The sequence below is a fragment of the Georgenia sp. Z1344 genome (genome assembly GCF_057652375.1).
In genome coordinates this window covers 929,393-952,027 of the sequence record NZ_CM172728.1, presented here as the reverse complement: position 1 = coordinate 952,027, position 22,635 = coordinate 929,393, and the positions used below count along the sequence as shown (strand labels likewise).

The following is a 22,635-nucleotide window of genomic DNA, read 5'->3' as shown; positions in this document are numbered from 1 at the left end:
ATCGAGAAGGAGAGCGATGACCTGGGCGCAGTTCGTCCTGCCGACGACCCTCATGCTCGTGACGTCGATCGTCCCGGGAGCGCTCATGCTCGCGGCGGTCGGCGTGCGCGGGCTCATCGCTGTCGGCGGCGGCGCCGTCCTCACGATCTCCGCGGCGGGCGGGCTCGGCATCATCTATGACCTCGTCGGGGTCCCGTACACGACATTCACGCAGCTGTTCGGCCTGCTCGTCTGCGTCGGCCTGGCCGCCGCGATCGGGCACGGCCTCGGCACCGCGCCGTGGGTGACGGGGCCGCGCGCGAGGGAGATCGTCCAGCCCGTGCCGCTCGGCCGGACCGCGACCGCCGTGCTCGTGGCCATGGTGCTGGTCGGCACGATCGTCCATTGCGTGAGCCTTGCCCGCGGCATGGTTGCCCCCGGGCAGCCCGTCCAGACCTGGGACGGCGTCTTCCACCTCGGCGCGATCCGCACGATCGCGGAGACCGGCAACGCCTCCGTGCTCGGCGGCCTCGCCCCGATGTACGACGAGCTGGAGAGCCCCTTCTACCCCGCCGTGTGGCACGGGTTCGTCGCCGTCTCGCCCGGGTTCGACCTCCCGTCGACGGCGGCCAACGCCTCCTCGTTCGTCATGGGTCCGATCTGGCTGATCTCGAGCGCCGCGCTCGCCCGGGCCGTCTGGCCGCAGCGCCCCCTCGCCGCCGTCGCGGCCCCGCTGGTCGCTGCCTCGTTCGTCACCACGCCCGGCGTCCTCCTCGGCGTGGTCTCGCTGCTGCCCTACGGCGCGGCGCACGTCGGCATGCCCGGGCTGCTCGCACTCGTCGCCCTCGCCCTGCGCCAGCTCCCGCACGCCGCGCCGACGGTCGCTCTCGCCGTCCCGTCCCTCGTGGGCTTCATCGGGGTCGGCCTCACGCACGGGTCCGCGGCCTTCACGATGATGTTGCTTGCCGGGCCGCTCGTGGCCGTCGGCATCTACCGGGCGTCACGCCACGCGTGGGACGCCGGCCACCGGCAGCCGGTGTACGTCACGCTCGGGGTGCTCGCGGCGCTGCTCGTCGCCGGAATCGTCGCCCTGGCCAACTTCCCCGTGCTCGACATGGTCACCGGCTTCGAGCGCGGCGGTCAGGAGACCTACTGGGGGCCGCTGGGGCAGGTGCTCATCGACAACCCCATGGTCTACAGCTACGACTGGCGGCAGTCCGTGGGCCAGATCGTCGTCACCGCGCTGACGGTGGTGGGGCTCGCCGTCACCTTCACCCTGCGCTCGGGACGGTGGGTCGCGCTCGGCTGGGTGTGCGCCGTCGTCCTCACCGTCATCACCGCCGGCCCCGAGGACGGGGCCCTGCGCGTGATCGCTGGCCCCTGGTACACCCAGCCCAGCCGGGTGGTCGTGCTCGTCGGGATCATGGCCGTGCCGCTCGCCGCGCTCGGTGCCTCCGCCGCGGCCCGCTCGCTCGCGGACCTCTGGGTGACCGTGACGGGTCGGGGCAGGGCGACCGAGGTCGAGGAGCCGCGCATGGTCGACGGCCCGACCCGCGACGGTGCCGACGCCGACCGCAGGTACACCAGCCGCGCGGAGGCCGAACGTGCGTACTCCGAGCGCGTGGAGGGCGAACGTATGTCCGGCGAGCGCGTGAGGTCCGGACGCGCGGAGGCCGAGCACGCGTACCCCTCCGCCACGCCACGGCAGGCGGCCGCGCGCCGGCGGCCCGAGACGTCCGCGGCCACCACCACTCTCAACGACCGCGGCCGCCGGTCGGACACGCGGCCCGCGCTCGTCGCGCTGGTCGCCGTGCTCGGGGTGATCGTCGTCGTGACGAACGGGCTCCGGGCCGACCTCAAGAGCCAGGTCATCGTCAACTCCTACGTGCCCGACCGCATCGCCTGGGGCACGATGCTCAGCCAGGACGAGATCGAGCTCGTCACGCACGCGGGCGACGTGCTGCCCGACGACGCCGTCGTCATCGGCGACCCGTTCTCCGGCGCCGGCTACCTGTGGTCGATGGGCGGGGTCAACGTGCTCTACCGCCAGCTCGGCCAGTGGGACAGCGAGGAGCTGACCACCCTGGGGACGAGCTTCGACGAGATCTACACGAACCCCGAGATCTGCGAGATCGTCCGCGACCTCGGCGTCACGCACGTCTACACGGACACCGACCCGCGCGGCGCCCAGGAGGACGAGCAGAAGTACTCCTACCGGACCGAGGGTCTCGCCTACGTCCGGCCGGCCGAGGGCTTCGAGCTCGTCGCCAGCGCGGGCACCACCTCGATCTGGCGGCTCACCTACTGCGACGACCCGGCGGCCGGGACGCCCGCGGGCGGATGACCTGGGCGCAGACCCTGCCCGGGCTGGCCGCCATGACCGCGCTCATGGTGGGGCCCGGGTGGGGGATGCTGCGCCTCCTCGGGCTGCGGGGGCTGGTGGCGCTCGGTCCCGCAGCCACCCTGACCGTGGCGCTCTCGGCCGGGTGGGCGGTCGTCCTCGGCGCGCTCGGCGTGCGCTGGGGCCTGGCGACATTCCTGCTCGGCATGCTGCTCGGCGCCGCGGCCTGCGCGGGTCTCGGCCACGTGCTGGGAACCGCGCCGTGGCGGACCGCCGGGCTGGTCGACGACGCCGCGGATGCTGCCGCCGACCTCACCGAGCGCGCCGGGCCCTCGGCCGCGGCCCCGCGAGCGGGACGGTCCGTGGCGGCTCGGCGGGCGCGGCCCCCGCGGACCCCCGACCGCTCGACCCTGCTGTCGGCCCCCGGCGCGGTCCTCCAGCCGGCGCCGCTCGCCCGCCCCCACCTCGTGCTCGCCGTCGTCGCCGCGGCGGTCGCCACCGGCCTGTACGTCGTGGCGATGACGCGCGGCATCGGGGTGCCGGACCGGCCCAGCCAGGTGTGGGACGGCGTGTTCCACCTCAGCGCGATCCAGACCGTCCGGGAGTACGGCGACGCCTCCGCGTTCGGCGGCCTCGCGCCCCTCTACGACTACGGGTACGCGCCGTTCTACCCGACGGGCTGGCACTCGGTCGTCGCCGTCGTGCCGTTCCTCCCGTCAGTCCCGGCGGCGGTCAACGCGTCGATCGTCGTCGTCGGGCTCCTGTGGACCCTCTCGGTCGCCGGGCTCGTCCGCGCCACGTGGCCGACCCTCCCGGTGGCCGCGGCGGCGGCCCCCGTGCTCGCCCACTCCTTCCTCGCCCTGCCCGTCGGGCTCATCACGCAGATGGGGCAGTTCCCCTACACCTACGCCCACGTCCTGCTTCCCGGGCTGCTCACGCTCGTCGTCCTCGCGGTGCGCAACCTGCCCGACGTCCGGGCGACGGCCGCCCCCGCGCTGCCCGCCGCCGTCGCGGCCTTCGGGCTCGCCCTCGTCCACGGCAGCGCCTGGTTCTCCACGCTGGTGCTCACCGCGCCGCTGCTCGTGGCCACCGCGGTCGGCGCGTTCCGGCGACTGCGCCGCACCGACCGGCGGCTCCCGGTCGCCGTCGCCGTGTGGTCGGCGGCAGGGCTTGCCGTCCTCGCGTCCGTGCCCCTCCTCGCCGACGGCGTCGTCGAGTCCGTCCAGGCCTTCGAGCGCCCGGGCGACGACGGGTACGACTGGATCCTCACCTCCCTGCTCGTCGACCGGCCGCTGCGCTCGTTCGGCGGGTACGAGCTCGGCGGGCTCGACTCCCTCGCGCAGGTCGCGATCAGCGGGCTCGCGGTGGGCGGGGCGGTGCTCGTGTGGTGGTTGCGGCGGGGACGGTGGCTCGCCGTCGGGCTCGTCGTCACCGTCACGCTGACCGCGGTCTCCTGGGGGCCGGCCGACCACCCGCTGCGGTGGGCGACGGGGGTCTGGTACTCGGAGACGATGCGGCTCGACGCGCTGGTCGTCATCTGCGCCGCGCCGCTCGCTGCAGCCGCCCTCGCGGTGCTCGTGCGCGACGGCGTCGCCCTGGCTTCTGGTGTGCTCGCGGCGCGTCGAGGGCGTGGGGCGGGTGGCTCGCGGGGCGCAGGCGACAAGGGCGACGGGCGCGAGGCGGCGGGCGCGGCGGGGGTTCGTCGTCGTCGGACCGAGGTGGTTGTCGCGGGGGCGCTGCTGGTGGTCCTCGTCGTCGGCTCCGGCGGGCTGCGCCACACCCTGCGGACCTACCACGCGGTGGAGAGCTTCGTGCCTGGCCACCTGACGTACCGGATGCTCGCCGGCGAGGGCGAGCTCGACCTGTTCCGGCGGGCCGACGAGCTGCTGCCCGAGGACGCCGTGGTGCTCGGCGACCGGTTCCGCGGCACGCCCTACTGGTACTCGATGGGCGGGGTCGACGTGGTCTACCCGCACCTGGCCGGGCCGCGCGGGCCGGACGGGCAGTTCCTCCTCGCGCGGTTCGACGAGATCGGCGAGAACCCCGAGGTCTGCACGGTGGTCGAGCGGCTCGGAGTCACCCACTTCTGGACCAACACCCGGGACACGGGGCCCGCGCCGTGGCACCAGATGGCGCCGCTCGGGGACCCCACCCTGTTCACCTTCCGGCCCGGGGACGGGTTCGAGCTCGTCGCCACCGGCGGGCACGGCGAGCTGTGGGAGATCACGGCCTGCGACTGAGGGTGCCTCGCTCTGCCACCGCCGGTGCTCATGGGCACGCCCCTCCCGCGCGGCGGCCCGGCGCGCGGATAACCTGCTCGCATGGCAGTCCTCATCACCGGCGGAGCCGGCTACATCGGCGGGCACGTCGTGTCCCTGCTCCGGGAGCGCGGCGACGACGTGGTCGTGGTCGACGACCTCAGCACCGGCATCGCCGAGCGGATCGACGGCGTCACGCTCGTCACGCTCGACCTCGCGGCCGAGGGGTCGGAGGAGAAGCTCGCCAAGGTGATGGAGGAGCGCAGGATCGACGCGGTCGTGCACTTCGCCGGCCGCAAGCAGGTGGGGGAGTCCGTGGAGCGGCCCACCTGGTACTGGACGCAGAACGTGGGCGGACTGCTGACCGTGGTGCGGGCGATGGAGTCCACGGGCTGCCGGCGGATCGTCTTCTCGTCGTCGGCCTCGGTGTACGGCGTCTCCGACGCCGAGCTGCTCGCCGAGACCGCGCCGACCAGCGCGCTGAGCCCGTACGGGCGCACGAAGATGGTCGGGGAGCAGATCCTCGACGACGCCGCCGCGGCCGGCACGCTCGACCCGATGTCCCTGCGGTACTTCAACGCCGCCGGCGCCGCCTCGCCGCTGCTCGGGGACACCTTCGTGCAGAACCTCATCCCCATGGTGTTCGAGCGGCTCGACGCCGGGGAGTCGCCGCGGATCTTCGGCGACGACTACCCGACCGAGGACGGCACGTGCGTGCGCGACTACGTCCATGTGCTCGACCTCGCGCGGGCGCACCTGCTCGCGCTCGACCACCTCGCGGGGGCCGGCGAGCGGCGCGCGGCGGGGGCGCCGCCCTCGCCCACGGTCGTCAACGTGGGGACCGGCGTGGGCAGCTCCGTGCGCGAGGTGCTCGCCGAGGTCCGGGCCGTGACCGGCGACCCGGTCGAGGCCGAGGTGACCGCGCGGCGCCCCGGCGACCCGCCGCGCGCCGTCGCCGACGTCACGCTCGCGCGCGACCTCCTCGGCTTCACCGCCGAGCTCGGGCTGCACGAGATGGTGGACTCGGCGTGGAAGGCCTGGCGGGCCCGGTGAACGGCACCGACGGCGCCGGGGGGCGGGCCGTCCAGGTCGTGACGATCGCGTACGACCCCGGGCCGCTGCTCGGGCGGATGGCGGAGACGCTCGAGGCGGCGACCAGCGCCGACGTCCGCCTGACGATCGTCGACAACGGCCGCGAGCACGCGGACGTCGACCGGGTCGCGGCCGAGCACGACGCCGAGGTGATCCGGCCGGGCGCGAACCTCGGGTACGGGACCGGCGCGAACCTCGGCGCGCGCGGGGGGACCGAGCCGTGGCTCGTCGTGGTCAACCAGGACGTCGAGTGGGAGCCCGGGTCGCTCGACGCGCTCCTCGAGGCGGGGGAGGCCCGCCCGCGGGCCGGCTCGCTCGGACCGACCGTGCTCAACCTCGACGGGAGCGTCTACGCCTCGGCGCGCGCCGTGCCGAGCCTCGTGGTGGGCGGCGCGCACGCCGTGCTCGCGCCGGTCTGGCCGGGGAACCCGTTCACCGCGCGCTACCAGCAGCGCTCCGGCCTCGGGGCGGAGACCGACCGGGCGGTGGGGTGGCTGTCCGGCTCGTGCCTGCTCCTGCGGCGCGCGGCGTTCGACGAGGTCGGCGGCTTCGACGAGGGCTACTTCATGTTCTTCGAGGACACCGACCTCGGGGACCGGCTCGGACGCGCGGGCTGGGAGAACGTCTACGTCCCCGCCGCGCGCGTGGTGCACGACCAGGGCGCCAGCTGGCGGGAGCGCCCGGCGCCGATGGTGCGGGCGCACCATCGCAGCGCCGAGCGCTACCTGCGCGGGCGGTACGACGCGTGGTGGCAGCTGCCGCTGCGCGTCGCCGTGGCGGGCGGCCTCAGGGCCCGCGCCCGCCTCCTCACCCGCTGACCCGCCGCCTGGGCGAAGGGGTCAGTGGCCCTGGGCCTTGTACCGCGCCTCGACGGCGGCCTTCTGCGGCCGCCACCAGCCCTCGTTCTCGCGATACCACTCGATGGTGGCGGCGAGTCCCTCCTCGAAGCCGGTGAACGCCGGCTCCCAGCCGAGCTCGGTGCGGAGCCGCGTCGAGTCGATCGCGTAGCGCATGTCGTGGCCCGGGCGGTCGGTCACGTGGTCGTAGTCGCCGGCGTCGCGCCCCATGAGCTGGAGGATGAGCTCGACGACCTCCTTGTTCGACCTCTCGCCGTCCGCGCCGATGAGGTAGGTCTCGCCGGGGGTGCCCTTCTCGATGATCGTCCACACCGCCGAGTTGTGGTCGTCGACGTGGATCCAGTCGCGCACGTTCGCGCCCGCGCCGTAGAGCCGCGGGCGCACGCCGTCGATGAGGTTGGTGATCTGGCGCGGGATGAACTTCTCGACGTGCTGGAACGGCCCGTAGTTGTTCGAGCAGTTCGAGATCGTCGCCGTGATCCCGAAGGACCGCACCCAGGCGCGCACGAGCAGGTCCGAGCCGGCCTTCGAGGCCGAGTACGGGGAGGAGGGGTTGTACGGCGTCGTCTCGTGGAACCGCTCCGGGTCGTCGAGCTCGAGGTCGCCGTACACCTCGTCGGTGGAGATGTGGTGCAGCCGGACGTCGTGCCGCCGCACGGACTCGAGCAGCTGGAACGTGCCGACGAGGTTCGTCTGCACGAACGGGCTGGGGTCGTTGAGCGAGTTGTCGTTGTGCGACTCGGCGGCGAAGTGGACGACGAGGTCCGACTCCGCGACCAGCGGGTCGACCGTGTCCCGGTCGGCGATGTCGCCCGTGACCAGGCGCGTGCGCTCGACCCCCGCGAGGGACTCGGAGTGCCCCGCGTAGGTCAGCTTGTCGAGGACGGTGACGTCGGCGTCCGGGCGCTCGGCGATCGTGCGGTGGACGAAGTTGGCGCCGATGAACCCGGCGCCCCCGGTGACGAGGATCTTCATGGTCTCTCCTGGCTCGTGGGCGGTCGGGTCAGGGACGGCCGACGCCGGCGTACGTCCAGCCGGCTGCGCGCCACGCCTTCGGGTCCAGCGCGTTGCGGCCGTCGACGATCGCGCGGACGGAGACGACCTCGCCGAGCTCCTCGGGGTCGAGCTCCTTGAACTGCTTCCACTCGGTGAGCAGCATGACGACGTCGGCACCCTCGGCGGCCTCGCGCGCGGAGTCGACGACCTCGAGTCGGGTCCCGCGCTCGCGCAGCACCGGACCGGCGGCCGGGTCGGTGACCTTGACGTTCGCGCCCTCGTCGTGGATGCGGCGCGCGATGTCGAGGGCTGGGGAGTTGCGCATGTCGTCGCTGTCCGGCTTGAACGCGGCGCCGAGCACGGCGACCGACTTGCCCCGCAGGCTGCCGCCGACGATCTTCTTGGCCATGTCGACGGCGCGCAGGCGCGTGCGGTCGTTGATGAGGTCGACCTCGCGAAGGAAGGTCAGCGACTGGTCGGCGCCGAGCTCGCCCGCGCGGGCCATGAAGGCGCGGATGTCCTTGGGCAGGCAGCCGCCGCCGAAGCCGATGCCGGCGCGGAGGAACTTCTTCCCGATCCGGTCGTCGTGCCCGATGGCCTCGGCGAGGGTGGAGACGTCGGCGCCGGTGGCGTCGCACAGCTCGGCCATCGCGTTGATGAACGAGATCTTCGTGGCGAGGAACGAGTTCGCGGCGACCTTGACGAGCTCGGCGGTCGCCCAGTCCGTGACCACGAGCGGGATGTCGCGGGCGAGGAGCTGTGCGTAGGCCTCGTCGAGCGGTGCGCGGGCCTCGGCGGCCAGGGCCTCGTCCTTCGGGAGGCCGTAGACGATGCGGTCGGGGTTGATCGTGTCCTCGACGGCGAACCCCTCGCGCAGGAACTCGGGGTTCCAGACGAGCAGGCCGCCGGCCTCCTCGATCCGGGTCGACAGGCGCTCGGCCGTGCCGACGGGCACGGTCGACTTCCCGACGACGACGGGGCGCTCGCCGTCGACCGGGGAGAGGTGGGGGAGCAGGGAGTCGACGGCGGCGTCGACGTACCTGAGGTCCGCCGCGTAGCCGCCCTCGATCTGCGGGGTGCCGACGCCGATGAAGTGGAGGCGCGCGCCGGCGACGTCCGCGGGGTCGGTCGTGAACGTCAGCCGGCCGGAGTCGACCTGCTCGCGGAGCAGCTCGTCGAAGCCCGGCTCGTGGAAGGGAGCCCGCCCCTCGGAGAGCATCGCCACCTTGGTCGCGTCGACGTCGAGACCGACGACCTCGTGGCCCAGCTTGGCCATGCATGCCGCGTGAACGGCGCCCAAATAACCCGTTCCGACTACAGACATTCTCATGTCGCCACGGTACCGTCGCGCGCGGCAACCGCCATCACCCACCCCGTCCTTCCCCCGAGGTGTCGCTTTCATGTCTGCTCCGCAGCGCCCTGTCCGGATCCTTCGACGACCACGACGGGCGGTGCTCGCGTCCGCCCTGGTCACCGCCCTGAGCGTGCCGGCGATCCTGAGCCCCGCCGTCGCCGAGCCCGACGACTCGCCCACGGACGCGCCCACCGCGTCCACCGACCCCGCCGACCCGGTCGCACCCGCCCCGCAGGGCGCCGACGACTCCGGCGCCGACCTCATGACCGACTCCCCGGCGCCCGGCTCCGACCCGACGCCCCTCCAGGTCCTCGACCTCACCGACGACGCCGGCGAGCCCACCGCGTCCGGCGACGCGGGCGCGGCCGACCCGGGCCGGGTCTCCGCCAGCGCGCTGCCCGGCGCGAGCGCACCGAACGCGATCGACGCCGAGGTGGCCGACGCCCAGGAGTCCGGCGACCTGACGATCCTCACGGAGGAGATCGACACCGAGGGCTTCAACCTCGCCGGTGTCACGTGGGCGGCGGGCGAGATGCTGCCGCAGGACGCCTCGATCTACGTCCGCACGCGCGCGGGCGGCGAGTGGTCCTCGTGGGCCGACCTCGAGCCCGAGTCGCCCGGTGACGACTCGCTGCCGGGCGGCACCGAGCCGTTCCTCACGACCGAGTCCGACGGCGTCCAGGTCCAGGTCGACCCCGGCTCCGGCGAGCTGCCCGCCGACCTGCGCCTCACGCTGGTCCCGACCGACGTCTCCGGCGCGGTCGAGCTCGCCCCGGACGGACCCGGGACCGCGGCCGTGACGATCGACGAGCAGTCCGTGTCCGGCGCCCCGGCGACGGCCGGCTCCGGGGGAGAGGTCGAGGGGTCGGGCGACGCGCCCGCGCTTGAAGGATCGCCCGACGCCGGTTCGGCTCCTGACGCGGGCTCGACGCCCGACGCGGCTCCCGACGCCGGTTCTGTCGACGCCCAGGCCCAGCCGGACATCATCGCCTCGCGGCCGAACATCATCTCGCGCTGGTCGTGGGGCGCGAACCAGGACCACTTCTTCTGGCCGCCCGAGTACTCGGAGCTGCGCGCCGCGGTCGTTCACCACACCGCGGGGACGAACACCTACACGTACGCCGAGGCCCCCGGGGTCGTGCGGAGCATCTACTACTACCACGCACAGACGCGCGGCTGGGGGGACATCGGCTACAACTTCCTCGTCGACCGCTGGGGCCGCGTGTACGAGGGCCGCTACGGCTCGCTGTGGTCGCCGAACGAGCAGATGACGATCGGTGCGCACGCGGCGCCCGCCAACCAGAACACGGTCGGCGTCTCGATCATGGGCGACTTCACCTACGGCCCGGCGCCGCAGGCCGCCATGAACTCCGTCCGCGACGTCATCGCGTGGCGCTTCGCGCTCGCCGACGTCGACGTCGACGCCCCGACCGGCATCACCTCGCGCGGCACGAGCTTCGCCTACGCAGGCCAGCCGCTGCCGGCGATCATGGGCCACCGGGACGTCGCCTACCAGACCCGGACGATCTGCCCCGGCCCCTACGTGGCCGCGGCGCTGCCCGGGATGATGGCCGAGATCCGCGGCATGGTGGGCAACGAGTTCTACCTGTCGAACACGTGGACCACGACCGCGGAGGTCGAGTTCGAGTTCGGCGAGCGCGGCCTCGAGGTGCTGGTCGGCGACTGGACCGGCAACGGCCGGGACACGGTCGGCGTGCGGCACGGCAACACGATCGAGCTGACGAACGGGCACGACTCCGTGCCGGACATCGTCCTCAACTACGGCCGCCCCGGTGACGAGCTCCTCGTGGGGGACTGGGACCGCAACGGCACCGACACCCTCGGCGTGCGCCGCGGCAACGTGCTCTACCTGCGCAACGACATGGAGTCCGGTCCCGCGCACGTGGAGTTCGCCTACGGCCGGACCGACGACGAGCTGCTCGTGGGCGACTGGACCGGCAACGGCCGGGACACGTTCGCCGTGCGTCGCGGCAACCGGTACTTCCTGACGAACGGGCTCGCCGCGGGCCCCGCGTCGACCGTCCTCGACTACGGGCGGGCGGGCGACCAGGTCGTCGTCGGCGACTGGGACGGCAACGGGACGGACACGTTCACGGTGCGCCGGGGGAACCGGTACTTCATGCGCAACGACCTGAGGACCGGGGACGCGCACCGCGAGATCGGCTTCGGCCGCGCGGACGACCGGGTCATCGCCGGCGACTGGGACCGCAACGGCACCGACACCCTCGGCGTGGTCCGCTGACACCAGCTCCGCGCCTCACCCACGGCGGCCCGGCACCTCACGAGGTGCCGGGCCGCCGTCGTGCGTGCGGCGGGTGGGTGAGGTGCACGGGTGGCGCGCGGGGTCGTTCGTCGTCGTGCGTGGACCGCGTGTACGGGGGAGCAGGTGAGGCGTGCGGGGTCGTTCGTCGTCGTGCGTGGGGCGGATCGTGGCGCACACGCCGAGACCCGTTCGTGACATTCCCTACACCCACTCACGCACCACCCGTCACAGCGGGCGCTCCTGCCCTCACGCGTCCCGTCACACGTGACGCGTTTGCCCCATCGGTCACAGTGGTGTAGGGCGAGTTCATTACTCCGAGTCGTCGTCACCGTCGCGTGACGCGCCGACACCTGCGCGTGATCTTCCTCACGAACACCACCAGTCACAGACGCATCACCGTAAGGTCACGGTCGAACATCCCCCCCCATGCCGGAGCGGACCACCAGATCCGCGTCCGGACCGCAACTGCGCGGACCGCGCCCGACCCGGGCGAGGACGCCGGAACGAGGAGCGACTCTGGTGCGAACGACGACCCGGCTCACTGCCGCGACCCTGACCGTCCTCGGCGCCGCCGTGGTGACCGCCCCGCCGGCCATGTCCGCCGCGGGCGGTGACATCGGTGGCTCCGGCAGCGAGTTCCACCTGTCCAACTCCAGCTCCGGGCAGACCGCCGTGACGATGCAGTTCGGCCACCCGGACGGCAACGCCTACGTCGGCGACTTCAACGGCAACGGCGTGGACACCGTGGCCGTGCGCCGCGGCCAGGAGTTCGCGATCACGACGTCGAACACCACGAGCCCGGGTCACGAGAGCATCCGTTACGGCCGCGCCGGCGACGAGGTCTTCGTGGGCGACTGGGACGGCGACGGCGTCGACACGTTCGCGGTCCGCCGGGGCAACCAGTTCCACATCCGCAACACGGTGACCTCGGGGGTCGCCGACCAGGTCATCCACTACGGCCGCGCCGGCGACGAGGTGGTCGTGGGCGACTGGGACGGTGACGGCGTCGACACGATCGCCGTCCGCCGCGGCAACCAGTACTTCCTCAGCAACACGCTGCGCTCGGGCTACGCGGACGCCGTCGTCGACTACGGGCAGTCGGACGACCAGATCATCGTCGGCGACTGGAACGGCGACAGCGTCGACGGTCTCGGCGTGCGCCGCGACAACCAGTACCACCTGCGCAACACGCTCTCGAACGGCGTCGCGGAGCAGGTCGTCTCCTACGGCCGGACCGCCGACACGGTGATGGCCGGCGACTGGGACGGCGACCGCGTCGACACGCTCGGCGTGCGCCGCGACACGCGGGTCGTCGAGGCCCCGTCGCGCACCGAGGAGCGCGAGACGCCGCCCGCGACCGACTGGATCGGGGACGAGGTCGTCGCCACCGCGATGAGCTACGTCGGCTCGCCCTACCGCTGGGCCGGCACCACGCCCGCCGGCTGGGACTGCATCGGGTTCGCCCACTACGTCTACGCGCAGCACGGCATCGAGATCCCGCGGACCACGATGTGGGGCGCGTTCGCCAACCTCGAGCAGGTCCCGGCGTCCGAGGCGCGCCCGGGCGACCTCATCTGGTGGCCCGGCCACGTGGCGATCAACCTCGGCGACGGCCAGAACGTCGCCGCCTGGAACCCCTCGATGGGTACCCGCGTGGGACCGAACTCGTGGGTCGGCGGCGAGCCGACGTACTTCCGGGTCCTGCCCGACTGAGCCTGACCAGTCCGACAGCTGCGGCACGGCGTCTTCCCCCGTCGACCGTCCGCAGCCCGACCCGGCGCCCCGCGGCCTCGCTGCCGCGGGGCGCTGGTCTACCCTGGTCGGTGCCCCGCGCCCGCGGAGCACCGGCGCCACGGGAGGGCGGACGCACGTGAGGTTCCTGCGCGACCTGCGCGGCTCGAAGGAGCTGCTGGTCAACCTCACGATGCGCGAGGTCAAGGGCAAGTACAGCCGCACCGCGCTCGGCCAGCTGTGGTCGCTCGCCAACCCGCTGGCCGCCATGGCGATCTACACGGTCGTCTTCGCCTTCATCATCCGGATCGAGCCGGACCCGGGCGACCCGTCCGGGCTCGACATCTTCGCCGTCTGGCTCCTGTGCATGCTCCTGCCGTGGACGTTCTTCACCAACGTCGTCACGGGCTCGATGAACGCGCTCGTCGGCAACGAGAACCTCATCAAGAAGGTCCACTTCCCGCGTGGCGCCCTCATCGTCTCCACGGTCGCGTCCTGGCTGTTCACGTGGTCGATCGAGATGGGCGTCCTCACGGTGGTCCTGCTGATCGTCGGCGCGAACCCGCTGCCGCTGCTGCCGCTGCTCGTCCTCGCGATGGCGGTGTTCGCGGTCTTCGCCATGGGCGCCGGGCTGCTCGCCTCGATCGCCAACGTCTACTTCCGCGACACCCAGCACTTCGTGACGATCCTGTTCCAGATGTGGTTCTACCTCACGCCGATCGTCTACCCCGTGCGGCTCGTCGCCGAGCAGTCGGAGCGCATCGGCGACCTGCTCGGGCCGATCTCGATCCTCGACGTCTACCTGCTCAACCCGCTCGTCCAGTTCGCCGAGGTCTTCCGCAACCTCCTGTACGACAACCGCCTGCCGGAGCTGAGCACCACGCTCGTCGTCCTCGCCTGGGCGGCCGGCACCTTCGTGGTCGGCGCGCACCTGTTCTCCCGGCACGAGAAGGGACTGGCCGAGGCCCTGTGAGCACCGAGACCCCCGGCGCCGCCGCGATCACGGTGGACGACGTCTCCAAGCGGTTCCGCGTCTACCACGAGCGCAACCAGACGCTCAAGGCCGCCGTCATGCGGCGCCGTCGCTCCGTGCACGAGGACTTCTGGGCGCTCAAGGACGTCTCGCTCGAGATCCCCGAGGCCTCGACGTTCGCGCTCGTGGGGGACAACGGCTCGGGCAAGTCGACCCTGCTCAAGTGCCTGGCGAAGATCCTCTACCCGACCTCCGGGTCGATCACGACCCGAGGTCGGATGGCGGCGCTACTCGAGGTCGGCTCCGGCTTCCACCCCGAGCTGTCCGGGCGGGACAACATCTACCTCAACGGCTCGATCCTCGGGATGACGCGGCCCGAGATCGACGCGAAGTTCGACGACATCGTCGGCTTCTCCGGCGTCGAGCAGTTCATCGACCAGCCCGTGAAGAACTACTCGTCCGGCATGTACGTCCGCCTCGGCTTCTCCGTGGCCATCCACGTCGACCCCGAGATCCTGCTCGTCGACGAGGTCCTCGCGGTCGGCGACGCCGCGTTCCAGGAGAAGTGCGCCGCGAAGTTCGCGCAGTTCCGCCGCGAGGGTCGCACCGTCGTCGTCGTGTCCCACTCGATGCCCACCCTGCGCACGATGGCCGACCAGGCCGCGTGGCTCGACCACGGCGAGCTCAAGGCCGTCGGCCCCGCCTCCCACGTCCTCGAGCGCTACCTCGACTCCACCCACGCCTCGACCCGGCTGGACGACAAGGGGCGCACGCACTGGGGCTCGGGCGAGCTGACGATCGAGGAGGTCGAGGTTTTCGGCGCCGGCGGGCCCGGCAGCCCGGTGCGGCAGGACGAGGACATGACCGTCCGCGTGCACTACGACGCGCACGAGCCCGTCACCGACCCCGTCATGGGCATCGGCATCGAGCACACCGACGGCACCTACCTGTGGGCGTCCAACACGTTCGACGACGGGCCGCGGCTGGGCACGATCCGCGGCCGCGGCGTCATCGACTGCTCGGCCGGGCGGGTCCCGTTCGCCCCCGGCGGCTACGTGGTCGTCACCTCGCTCACCGACTCGACCACCCAGCACACCTACGACCAGGTGCGGGACTCGGCTCGGTTCGTCGTCGAGAACGGCGCGACGCGGTGGTGGGGCGGGTACATCCAGTCCGCCTCCGCGTGGGCCGTCCCGGCCGGCGCCCCGGAGCCGACCGGACAGGACGGGCCCACGGGGATCGTCCCCATGGAGAGCGCGGACCCGACCCCGGACCTCGACGGCGCCCCCGACCCCGAGGAGACCCGATGACCGACCGCCGACGCATCCTCGTCGTCACCCTCGACACGCTCGCCGAGCGGATGGCCGGCCCGGCGATCCGGGCCTTCGAGATCGCCCGCGCGCTCGGCGCGGAGCACGACGTCCGGCTGGTCACGTTCGGGGGCTGCTCGCGGCAGGGGGAGGGCTTCACGACGGCGCAGACCACCGTCGAGACCTTCCGCGCGGAGGTCGGGGCGGCGGACGTCGTCGTCGTGCAGGGGTACGTCGTCTCCACCTTCGACTGGCTGCAGGACGCGGACGTGGTGCTGGTGGTCGACCTGTACGACCCCTTCCACCTCGAGTCCCTCGAGGTCGAGCGCTTCCGGCCCGCCGCCGAGCGGCACGCGGCCCTCGCCCGCGCGCTCACCGAGCTCGGCGCCCAGGCGCGGCGCGGCGACCTCTTCCTGTGCGCGTCGGGCAAGCAGCGCGACCTGTGGATCGGGCACCTCGCCGCGGCCGGGCGCGTCAACCCCGACACCTACGACGCCGACACGTCGCTGCGCTCGCTCATCGACGTCGTCCCGTTCGGCACGGACCCGGCGGCGCCGGTGCAGCGCGCCCACGGCATCAAGGGGGTGGTCGACGGCATCGCGGCCGACGACCCGGTGATCCTGTGGGGCGGAGGCGTCTACAACTGGTTCGACCCGCTCACCGTCATCCGGGCCGTCGACCGGGCGCGCGCGGCGGTGCCGAACCTGCGCCTGTACTTCCTCGGGATGAAGCACCCCAACCCGGACGTGCCCGAGATGGCGATGGCCGTGCGCACCCGCGAGCTGTCCGACGAGCTCGGCCTCACCGGCACCCACGTGTTCTTCAACGAGGACTGGGTGCCCTACGAGCGCCGCGCCGACTACCTGCTCGACGCCGACATCGGCGTCTCCGCCCACTTCGACCACGTCGAGACCGCGTTCAGCTTCCGCACCCGGATCCTCGACTACCTGTGGGCCGGGCTGCCGATCGTCTGCACCGACGGCGACCACTTCGGCGCGCTGGTGACCGCCGAGGGGCTCGGCGCGGCCGTACCGGCAGAGGACGTCGACGCGCTGGCCGACGCGCTGACGGGCCTGCTCACCGACGAGGCGCGGCTGGCGGCGGCCCGCGAGTCGGTCGCCCGTGTCGCAGCCACGCACACGTGGACCGACGCACTCGCGCCGCTCGTCGCGTTCTGCCGGGACCCGCGGCGGTCCGCGGACGCGGGGCGGCTCGCCGCCGAGCGCGCCGCCGGCCTGCAGCCGGGACAGGTCTCGCGGGCCACGCGGCTGCGGGCCGACGTCGGCGGGGCGTGGCGGACGCTGCGTGCCGACGGGGTGGGCGGCGTGACGCGGAAGGTGCGCCGCCGGCTCGGGCGGTAGCGGGCGGGGCCACGGACCGCCCGCTCGCCGGCACTGGTGACCGGGGGCACTGCCGGGCGCGCCCGGGTCGGCTAGCCTCGTCCCGGTGCGCGACCGCACGCCCCGGACGGGACGGCCCGTCCGGCGGAACGGCTCGGGGACGGCCCCGCGGAGAAGGATCACCCGTGACCGTCACCTCCCGCCTCGGCGATACCGCCCGCACCGTTCTCACCCCCGCGGCATGGCTGCGCCTGGCGATCGGCTGGGGCGCCGTCCTCGCGCTCGCCCTCGCCGGCCCCCTGCTCGAGCCGCCCGTCCCGGGCCCGCTGCTCGTCGGCACGCTCGCGGTGATCGTCGGCGTCATCCTCCTGTGCGCCTTCGGCGTGGTCGGCGAGGCCGAGCACCTCGCCCGGCGCCTCGGCGACCCCTACGGGTCGCTCGTGCTCACGCTGTCGATCGTCGTCATCGAGGTCGTCCTCATCTCCGCCGTCATGCTCGGCCCAGGCGACCACGCGACGATCGCCCGCGACTCCGTCATGGCGGTCTCGATGATCATCCTGTGCGCCGTCGTCGGGCTCTCCTTGCTCGTCGGCGGGATGCGGCACGGCGACCTCGAGCACAACCGCACCGGGACCTCGAGCTACCTCGCCGTGCTCGTCGTGCTCGTGGCGCTGGCCTTCGCGCTGCCGGCCGCGATCGGCACGGACGGCTCGTACACCGGGGGCCAGGCGGTGGTCGTCGTCGCTCTGACGGTCGTGCTGTACGCCTTCTTCCTCTGGCGCCAGACGGGCGCGCAGGCCGACGACTTCCGGGAGGTCGACCCGCGGGTGCGGCAGGACTCGGCGGACGGCGACGTCGGGGCGTCCCTGGGCGAGACGTTCGCCGCGCACCGCACCGAGATCCTCCTGCGGGCCGGCCTGCTCGTCGTCACCGTCCTCCCGATCGTCCTGCTCTCGCACGACATGGCCGCGCTGCTCGACGACGGACTCGGCCGCCTCGGCGCGCCCGCCGCCCTGTCCGGGCTGCTCATCGCGTGCATCGTCTTCCTGCCGGAGTCGATCACCTCGGTGCGCGCGGCGCTCGCCGGCGAGGTGCAGCGCGTGAGCAACCTCTGCCACGGCGCTCTCGTGTCGACGGTCGGCCTGACGATCCCCGCCGTCCTCGTCATCGGCGCGCTCACGGGGCAGCAGGTGGTGCTCGCGGAGTCGCCGGCGAACCTCCTGCTCCTCGGCGTCGCGCTGGTGCTCTCGGTGGCAACCTTCGCCGGCCGACGCGTGACGGCGGTCCACGGGGCGGTGCACCTGACCGTGTTCGCGGTCTACGTGCTCGCGCTGTTCGCCTGACGCGACCGGCGCCGCTCCGGACACGCGCCCGGTCAGACCCCCCAGTACCAGGGGTCGAGCGCCGTGACCCCGGACCACCAGGTCACGGCCGCGTGCTCGCGGTCGGTCACGGTCGCATCCCGGGTGACCGACTCGTGGTGGACCACCCGCACGCTCCCGGCGCAGACCGTCCGCAGCCCGGCGGCCCGGAGCTTGAGGCAGTAGTCGACGTCGTTGTAGCTGAGCGGCAGGTCCTCGCTCAGGCCCCCGACACGCACGAACGCCTCGCGCGGCGTGAGCAGGCAGGCGGCCGTCACGGCGAGGTGCTCGAGGTCGGCGCTGCCCACCCCGAACCGGCGCTCGCCGTCGGCCTCGTGCGCGAGGAGGTGGGACGGCGTGCGGTCCGCGCTCATGACGATGCCGGCGTGTTGGATCGTGCCGTCGCCGTAGAGGAGGCGCGCCCCGACCGCGCCGACGCCGTCCTCGAGCCCGATCGCGACGAGGCTGCGCAGCCAGGTCGGCTCGACGATCTCGGTGTCGTCGTTGAGCAGGAGGACGAGCTCGCCGGTCGCCGCGCCGACGCCGGCGTTGATCGAGCGCGAGAAGCTGAACGGGCCGTCGACCTCGACGACGCTCACCCGCGGGTCGAGGCCGCGGCAGTGCGCGGCGACGCCCGGGTCGGTCCCCTCGGAGGTGACGACGACGACCTCGTAGTCGGGGTAGTCGGTCCGCTCGAGCAGGGTCGCCAGCGCGACGTCGACCGAGCGGACCTCGCCGCCGGGGGTCGGCCGGTGCCCACCGCCGGTGGGGATCACGATGCTCACCCGGGGAGCGGTCGGCAGCGCGCGCTCGAGGACGAGATGGTCCGACGGCGGGGCGGAGGTCTCGTGCGAACCCTCGTCGGCCCCGGCCCCGGCTCCGGCGCCCGATTCGGCCCCGAGACCGGTCGGTGTCTCGTGCGGCCGGACGACGACGTTCCCCGACCCGCGGCGGACGAGCGAGCGCTCGACGGCGGCCGCCCCGGCGTCGAGCAGCTCGGCCGGGTCGGAGGCGCGGGCGAGCGAGGTGAGCGGCAGGTGGAGGACGTGCGGGCTCGGCGCGAGCGGGTCCCCGGCGCCCAGGTGCTCGGCGAGGCGCAGGTGGAGGTCCCACTCGGCGGCCGGGTCGTCGGTCAGCCCGCCGACCTCGGCGAGCAGGTCGGCGCGGACGAGGGTGAGCCGGCCGAGGACGTCGAGGTGGTCGAGCGCCCGCGGCATCCATGACGGCTTGGCGTGCGTGCGGCCGTCGGGCAGGCGCTCGTCGGCGTTGACCACGCGCACGTCCGGGGCGGCGTCGATCGCCTCGAGCATCGCGGCCGGCACGCCGGGCTCGAGGGAGTCGCCCGCGCCGAGCACGCCGACCCAGTCGCCCCCGGCCGCCGCGGCCGCCGAGGGGAGGTCGCGGTAGCGGGGCGGGGGTGCGGGTGCGTCGCCGAAAGGTTCGGGTGTGGGGGAGTCGGTGGAGTGTGCAGCCGCCCCGTCGGTGGGCGAGCCGGCCGGGAGCTCGGGCCCGATCTCCAGCAGCTCCCACGGCCCCTCGCCCTGCGCCTCGAGCGACGCGCGCGTGGCGGCGAGCTGCTCCTCGGTCCCGGGCAGGACGAGCAGCGAGATCCGCGGCGGTCCGGCGGCGGGGGTGTCGTCGTCGGGCATCTCGCTCGTGGCCCCGTCCGTCCCCGGGGCGGTCACTCGCCGCCGCCCGGGAGCCGGCGGCGGACCGCGCGCAGGGCCCGCGCCGGATCGGTGACGGCGACCTTCGCCCGGCCGGGCACGGACGCGAGCAGCCGGCGCGCGCGGGACGGACCGGCGTCGTCGTCCGGGGCGCCGCCCCCCGGCGCGCGGGTGGACCCGGGGTTCTGCAGCTCGCGGATGTCGTCCTCGAGCTCGGTGTGGCGAACCGCGAGGTCGCGCAGGAGCCGGTCCTGGAGCGTGATCGTCGCGCGCGCCTGGCCGAGCGCCGCCTCGGCCTCCAGCGTGCGGCGGGACCAGGCGTCCCGGCCGAGGAGCTCGAGGCGGCCGGCGAGCGTGGCGTGCAGCTCGGCGTCGGTCGCCGCGAGGTCGTCGAGCCAGGTGGAAGGGGTCTCGGCCATGCAGCCAAACTAGTGCGACCGGCCCCGCTGCCTAGGATCGGGGGCATGCGCGTCGCCCAGGTCTCGGCCCACTACCCGCCGAATTTCGTCTCGGGCGGCACGCTCGTCCCGCGGCGCATCGCGCGGGCGCTCGCCGCCGCCGGGCACGAGGCCCACGTCTACGCCGGCCACCTCGACGACGCGCGCCCCGCCCTGTCCACCTGGGACGACACGGACACCGGTGAGCACGGCACCGTGCGGGTGCGGTGGATCGAAACCCACCCCTACACCTCGTGGTCGGACAGGAAGAACTGGGCCAACCCCGCCGTCGAGGCCGACTTCCGCGGGTGGCTCGAGGACGTGCGGCCCGACGTCGTGCACCTGCACTCCCTGCAGACCCTCGGCGGTTCGCTCGTGCGCGCGGCCAAGGAGTCCGGCGCCGCGGTGGTCGTCACCGCCCACGACTGGTGGTGGCAGTGCACGCGCCAGTTCCTCGTGGACCAGGACCTGCGGCCGTGCGCGCTCGTGGTCGGCTGCGGCGTGTGCCGGTGCGAGCGCGGGCGCGACGCCGCCGACGCCCGACTCGCGGCGCTGGCGACCGAGCTCGCCCACGCCGACGTCGTGCTCGCCCCGTCCGCCTCCGCCGCCGCGACGTTCCTCGCCAACGGGGTGCCCGCTGAGCTGCTCGAGGTCGACGAGAACGGGCTGCCGGGCGTGGGGGAGGACGAGGGCCCGACGACGAGGCCGGCGCCGGTGCCGCGCACGGGTGACGGGCCGCTGCGCCTCGTGTTCGCCGGCGGCAACGACCCCGTCAAGGGCGGGCCGCTCCTGCTCGACGTGGCGCGCAGGCTCGCCGCGGAGGACCCGGACCGGGCGTGGACGCTCGACATGTACGGGACCCGGGCCGACGGCGACTCCCCGCTCCCGCCGCAGGTCCGCCTGCGGGAGCCGTTCGCCCCGGAGGAGCGCGCCGAGGTCCTCGCGGGGGTGGACGTCCTCGTCCTGCCCTCGATCATGCGCGAGTCGCACTCGATCCTCACCCGGGAGGCGCTCCTCGCCGGGCTCGCGGTCCTCGCGACCGACACGCTCGGGCCCGAGGAGGCCGTCGCGGAGGACGTCAACGGGTGGATCGTCCCCGCCGGCGACCCGGACACGCTGCTCGCGCGCCTGCGGGACCTCGTGGCCGACCCCGTCGCCGCGCGCGCGAGAACCGGGCAGGGCGCCGCGAGCCCGGTGCGCGCGCTGTCCGACCAGGTCGCGGGGCTCATCGAGCGGTACGCGGCGATGAGCGGGCAGCCGGCGGGGGAGGAGGCGGGGGCGATGACCGGGGCGTTGACCGGGGCGGGGGCGGCCGAGCGGGCCCTCATGCGCAAGGTCCTCTTCGTCAGCGGCATCCAGGGGGCGCCGCAGCGGTACCGCACCCAGCTCGCCGCCGAGGCGCTCGGCCTGCACGGCGTGGCCGCCCGGGTGCGCCACTACCGCGACCCCCGCCTCCTGCAGGAGGCGCAGTCGTGCGACGCCCTCGTCCTCTACCGCGTGCCGGCGACCGACCAGATCGTCGAGCTCGTCGCGTCCGTCCGCGCTCGCGAGCGCGCCGTGCCGGTCCTCTTCGACATCGACGACCTCATCTTCGACCCCGCCCTCGAGGGGCAGGTCGACGGCCTCGAGGGGATGCCCGCCGACGAGCTCGCGCTGTGGTGGCGGGGCGTGCGCCGCTACCGCACGTCGATGGAGCTCGCGGACGCCTACGTCGGCTCGACCCAGACCCTGTGCGAGCACGCCACCGCCGTCACCGGGATGCCCTCCTACCGGTTCCCCAACGGGGTCGGCACCCTTCTCGCGCGCCGCTCCGACGCGGCGCTGCGGCGCGAGCGGGCCGAGGGCCCGGTCCGGATCGGCTACTTCTCGGGCACGACCACGCACGACGCCGACTGGGCCATGGTCGAGCCCGCCGTCATCGAGGTCCTGCGGCGCCACCCGGCCACGGAGCTGTGGCTCGGCGGCCACCTCACGTCCACGCCGGCGCTCGAGCCCTACGCGGAGCGCGTGCGCCGCCTCCCGTTCGTCCCCTGGTACGACCTGCCGGACCTCCTGCGGGACGTCGACATCAGCCTCGCCCCCCTCACGCCGGGCTCGATCTTCAACGAGGCCAAGTCCGCCATCAAGTGGCTCGAGTCCGCCCTCGTCGAGACGCCGGTCGTCGCCTCGCCCACGCAGCCCTTCCGGGAGTCGGTCACGGACGGCGTCACCGGGTTCCTCCCGGCCGACGTCGAGGGATGGACGGACGCCCTCGACGCGCTCGTGCACGACCCGGCCCTGCGGCGTCGCGTCGGGGCCCGCGCGCGACGGGAGGCGCTGCTCACGTGGTCCCCGCACGTCCAGGGGCGGACCTACCGCGAGCTGCTGATCGACGCCGCGGCGCGGGTGCGCAGCGAGGGGCCGCGGGTCTCGACCGGCTGGAATCCGGTGACCGACGACGAGCCGTTCGACGCCGCCGGCGCCCACGTCGAGCCGTACGCGCTGCCGCGCTCGGGGCTACGCGTCCCGCCGGCGATCGCCGGGAGCCGGGCCGTCCGCCTGCTCGGCGCCGCCCGCCGCGTCCGGCGCGACGCCGGCACCGTCGAGCTCGTCCGCCGCGGGGTCGGCAAGGTCCGGGGCCGGCTCGGCCGCTGAGGCTGCCGGGGCCGCCTCGCC

The 22,635-nt window shown here is 73.9% G+C and carries 15 protein-coding genes; 11 read left to right on the top strand and 4 right to left on the bottom strand.

Features of this window, described 5'->3' with window-relative positions; translation table 11 throughout:
* Positions 1-16 precede the first annotated feature (16 nt).
* The 4 genes from AC24FB_RS04155 to AC24FB_RS04140 all read left to right on the top strand — a co-directional run bounded on the left by AC24FB_RS04155 (position 17) and on the right by AC24FB_RS04140 (position 6,488).
* Positions 17-2,323: a DUF6541 family protein gene (locus tag AC24FB_RS04155; RefSeq protein WP_425714614.1), complete on the top strand. Its 2,307-nt coding sequence runs from the start codon at positions 17-19 to the stop codon at positions 2,321-2,323.
* Positions 2,320-4,560 carry a DUF6541 family protein gene (locus AC24FB_RS04150; RefSeq protein WP_425714613.1) on the top strand — a complete coding sequence of 747 codons (2,241 nt, stop codon included), beginning with the start codon at positions 2,320-2,322 and terminating at the stop codon, positions 4,558-4,560. Before AC24FB_RS04155 ends, AC24FB_RS04150 begins: the two co-directional genes overlap by 4 nt.
* An 81-nt stretch (positions 4,561-4,641) precedes the next feature.
* On the top strand, positions 4,642-5,631 hold the full coding sequence (gene galE, locus AC24FB_RS04145; protein ID WP_425714612.1) for a UDP-glucose 4-epimerase GalE: 990 nt from the start codon (positions 4,642-4,644) through the stop codon (positions 5,629-5,631).
* Positions 5,607-6,488, top strand: coding sequence for a glycosyltransferase family 2 protein (locus AC24FB_RS04140; protein ID WP_425714611.1), 882 nt, complete (start codon positions 5,607-5,609; stop codon positions 6,486-6,488). The genes galE and AC24FB_RS04140 overlap by 25 nt, the downstream gene beginning before the upstream one ends.
* Positions 6,489-6,509: 21 nt before the next feature.
* On the opposite strand, the gene rfbB is transcribed toward AC24FB_RS04140, so the two are convergent.
* Entirely contained in the window at positions 6,510-7,502 is a 993-nt protein-coding gene (gene rfbB / locus AC24FB_RS04135) for a dTDP-glucose 4,6-dehydratase (protein WP_425714610.1), read from the bottom strand.
* A 28-nt stretch (positions 7,503-7,530) separates the two neighbouring features.
* On the bottom strand, positions 7,531-8,853 hold the full coding sequence (locus tag AC24FB_RS04130; protein WP_425714609.1) for a UDP-glucose dehydrogenase family protein: 1,323 nt from the start codon (positions 8,851-8,853) through the stop codon (positions 7,531-7,533).
* A gap of 70 nt (positions 8,854-8,923) precedes the next feature.
* Between AC24FB_RS04130 and AC24FB_RS04125 the strand changes: the two genes are divergently transcribed.
* From AC24FB_RS04125 to AC24FB_RS04100, 6 genes are all read left to right on the top strand, one after another.
* Complete coding sequence (locus AC24FB_RS04125) at positions 8,924-11,140, top strand: N-acetylmuramoyl-L-alanine amidase (protein ID WP_425714608.1); 2,217 nt, start codon at positions 8,924-8,926, stop codon at positions 11,138-11,140.
* A gap of 540 nt (positions 11,141-11,680) precedes the next feature.
* The gene (locus AC24FB_RS04120) at positions 11,681-12,874 is read left to right on the top strand and encodes a C40 family peptidase (RefSeq protein ID WP_425714607.1); all 1,194 of its coding nucleotides are present in this window, start codon (positions 11,681-11,683) and stop codon (positions 12,872-12,874) included.
* A 157-nt stretch (positions 12,875-13,031) separates the two neighbouring features.
* On the top strand, positions 13,032-13,865 hold the full coding sequence (locus AC24FB_RS04115; RefSeq protein ID WP_425714606.1) for an ABC transporter permease: 834 nt from the start codon (positions 13,032-13,034) through the stop codon (positions 13,863-13,865).
* On the top strand, positions 13,862-15,175 hold the full coding sequence (locus tag AC24FB_RS04110; protein ID WP_425714605.1) for an ABC transporter ATP-binding protein: 1,314 nt from the start codon (positions 13,862-13,864) through the stop codon (positions 15,173-15,175). Before AC24FB_RS04115 ends, AC24FB_RS04110 begins: the two co-directional genes overlap by 4 nt.
* Entirely contained in the window at positions 15,172-16,536 is a 1,365-nt protein-coding gene (locus AC24FB_RS04105) for a glycosyltransferase family 4 protein (RefSeq protein ID WP_425714604.1), read from the top strand. Before AC24FB_RS04110 ends, AC24FB_RS04105 begins: the two co-directional genes overlap by 4 nt.
* A gap of 164 nt (positions 16,537-16,700) precedes the next feature.
* Entirely contained in the window at positions 16,701-17,858 is a 1,158-nt protein-coding gene (locus AC24FB_RS04100; RefSeq protein ID WP_425714603.1) for a calcium:cation antiporter, read from the top strand.
* Between the two features lie 32 nt (positions 17,859-17,890).
* Here the strand turns inward: AC24FB_RS04100 and AC24FB_RS04095 are convergent, their stop codons facing one another.
* Both AC24FB_RS04095 and AC24FB_RS04090 read right to left on the bottom strand, forming a co-directional pair.
* Entirely contained in the window at positions 17,891-19,525 is a 1,635-nt protein-coding gene (locus tag AC24FB_RS04095; protein ID WP_425714602.1) for a glycosyltransferase family 2 protein, read from the bottom strand.
* A gap of 32 nt (positions 19,526-19,557) precedes the next feature.
* Entirely contained in the window at positions 19,558-19,962 is a 405-nt protein-coding gene (locus AC24FB_RS04090) for a hypothetical protein (protein WP_425714601.1), read from the bottom strand.
* 45 nt (positions 19,963-20,007) lie between these two features.
* On the opposite strand from AC24FB_RS04090, the gene AC24FB_RS04085 reads away from it, so the two are divergent.
* Positions 20,008-22,614 carry a glycosyltransferase gene (locus AC24FB_RS04085; protein WP_425714600.1) on the top strand — a complete coding sequence of 869 codons (2,607 nt, stop codon included), beginning with the start codon at positions 20,008-20,010 and terminating at the stop codon, positions 22,612-22,614.
* Positions 22,615-22,635 lie beyond the last annotated feature (21 nt).

Excerpts from the sequence above, each read along its gene's own strand:
- AC24FB_RS04155 (WP_425714614.1), top strand. The coding sequence starts at position 17 with ATGACCTGGGCGCAGTTCGTCCTGCCGACGACCCTCATGCTCGTGACG.
- AC24FB_RS04150 (WP_425714613.1), top strand. The coding sequence starts at position 2,320 with ATGACCTGGGCGCAGACCCTGCCCGGGCTGGCCGCCATGACCGCGCTC.
- galE (WP_425714612.1), top strand. The coding sequence starts at position 4,642 with ATGGCAGTCCTCATCACCGGCGGAGCCGGCTACATCGGCGGGCACGTC.
- rfbB (WP_425714610.1), bottom strand. The coding sequence starts at position 7,502 with ATGAAGATCCTCGTCACCGGGGGCGCCGGGTTCATCGGCGCCAACTTC.
- AC24FB_RS04130 (WP_425714609.1), bottom strand. The coding sequence starts at position 8,853 with ATGAGAATGTCTGTAGTCGGAACGGGTTATTTGGGCGCCGTTCACGCG.
- AC24FB_RS04125 (WP_425714608.1), top strand. The coding sequence starts at position 8,924 with ATGTCTGCTCCGCAGCGCCCTGTCCGGATCCTTCGACGACCACGACGG.
- AC24FB_RS04105 (WP_425714604.1), top strand. The coding sequence starts at position 15,172 with ATGACCGACCGCCGACGCATCCTCGTCGTCACCCTCGACACGCTCGCC.
- AC24FB_RS04095 (WP_425714602.1), bottom strand. The coding sequence starts at position 19,525 with ATGCCCGACGACGACACCCCCGCCGCCGGACCGCCGCGGATCTCGCTG.
- AC24FB_RS04090 (WP_425714601.1), bottom strand. The coding sequence starts at position 19,962 with ATGGCCGAGACCCCTTCCACCTGGCTCGACGACCTCGCGGCGACCGAC.
- AC24FB_RS04085 (WP_425714600.1), top strand. The coding sequence starts at position 20,008 with ATGCGCGTCGCCCAGGTCTCGGCCCACTACCCGCCGAATTTCGTCTCG.